Below are 1,424 nucleotides of genomic sequence, written 5' to 3' on the forward strand. Positions count from 1 at the left end.
CCCCAGGCAATTCCAAATCTTGCCGAATCCAAACACATCAAAGGAGCACCTAAGCCAGATTTACCTTTGCATACCATACCGAATAAACCTTCAGCGAAAATAAACTCGGACAATGCTGTTTCTATATTTGGAAACTTCAATTATCTTTGTGACGTTAAACAAGACAATATTGAATGAGATTTTTTGAGACAAAATTTTTAGAAGAAGCTGACAAGTTTATTTCAAAACTAGATCCAAAGACAATTAAGAAAATCTTTTACAATATTGACCTTGCAGAACAGACGAATGACCCAAAACTTTTTAAGAAACTTCAAAATGACATTTGGGAGTTTTGGACAAAGTTCGCGGGACTTTAAATAAGACTTCTCGCTTTTTGGGACAAGACGGATAACAAAGAAACTTTGGTAATAGCAACCCACGGATTTATAAAGAAAGTTGACAAAGTTCCGGCAAACGAAATTAGCCGGGCGGTAAGACTGAGAGATAAATATTTTAGTAACAAACAAAAAAAGTAATCATATGGCAACCAAGGAATTGAAGACATACTCACTTGCCGAGATGAAAGACAAGTATATCGGCAAAGTAGGAACGGACGAACGAGACGAATACGAATACGAACTTCGTATGGACGTTTTGGGAAAAATGATTAAGGCAGCAAGGCAAGAAAGAAATTTGACACAAGAAGAACTTGGTCGGCTTGTGGGGGTTCAAAAATCTCAAATTTCAAAGCTTGAAAGTAGTGCAAATAGTGCGACCATTGACACCATTATTAGGGTGTTCAGAGCATTGAAAGCAGAAATCAACTTTAACGTAAAAATAGAAGACAATTTTGTTAAACTCGCTTGACAGAAAAAGCCCTACCAGGAGTATCTTTCATTAATGACCCAAAAACGATGGAAAGCTTTTATTCTATCGTCTATTCACCAATCTCCGCCATTTCTCAAGAGCGGATTATGATGTAAAGCCATTCGTGGAAAAAAATTAAAGCGATCCCGATAAAGGTTGGGGGACAGCCATCATTCCGCTTTGTTAATTATGTTGTAATTTCCCCTTCTTCGAGTAGAATGTTGAAGGAGAACTAAGCTTAGATTGAATCTACGCTTTTCGATCTTAGAGAATTTACAATTCTATTAAAAACCCATTCTCAGAAGGCCCCAAAAACCCCATCCTGAATTTCAGGACGGGGCTTAAGACCTACATCAAAAACCTTATTTAAAAGCCGGAATTCCAGTAATCTCATTACCTAATATCAGCAAATGGATATCATGGGTTCCTTCATAGGTGATCACAGATTCCAAATTCATCATATGTCTCATGATAGGGTATTCACCGGTAATTCCCATTCCTCCATGAATTTGTCGGGCTTCACGGGCTATATGAAGCGCCATATCCACATTGTTGCGCTTGGCCATGGAGATATGCAC

At 38.1% G+C, this 1,424-nt stretch carries 2 protein-coding genes; one reads left to right on the plus strand and one right to left on the minus strand.

The window, feature by feature from the left end; genetic code table 11:
- Positions 1-519 precede the first annotated feature (519 nt).
- Complete coding sequence (locus FL972_RS09310) at positions 520-846, plus strand: helix-turn-helix domain-containing protein (RefSeq protein ID WP_144605046.1); 327 nt, start codon at positions 520-522, stop codon at positions 844-846.
- Positions 847-1,208: 362 nt separating this feature from the next.
- Here FL972_RS09310 and FL972_RS19565 read toward each other — a convergent pair.
- Positions 1,209-1,424 (minus strand): acyl-CoA dehydrogenase family protein (locus FL972_RS19565; RefSeq protein WP_262710895.1); only part of this gene is annotated, 216 nt, incomplete at its 5' end.

Source organism: Algoriphagus algorifonticola (assembly GCF_007655305.1).
Taxonomy (GTDB): domain Bacteria; phylum Bacteroidota; class Bacteroidia; order Cytophagales; family Cyclobacteriaceae; genus Algoriphagus; species Algoriphagus algorifonticola.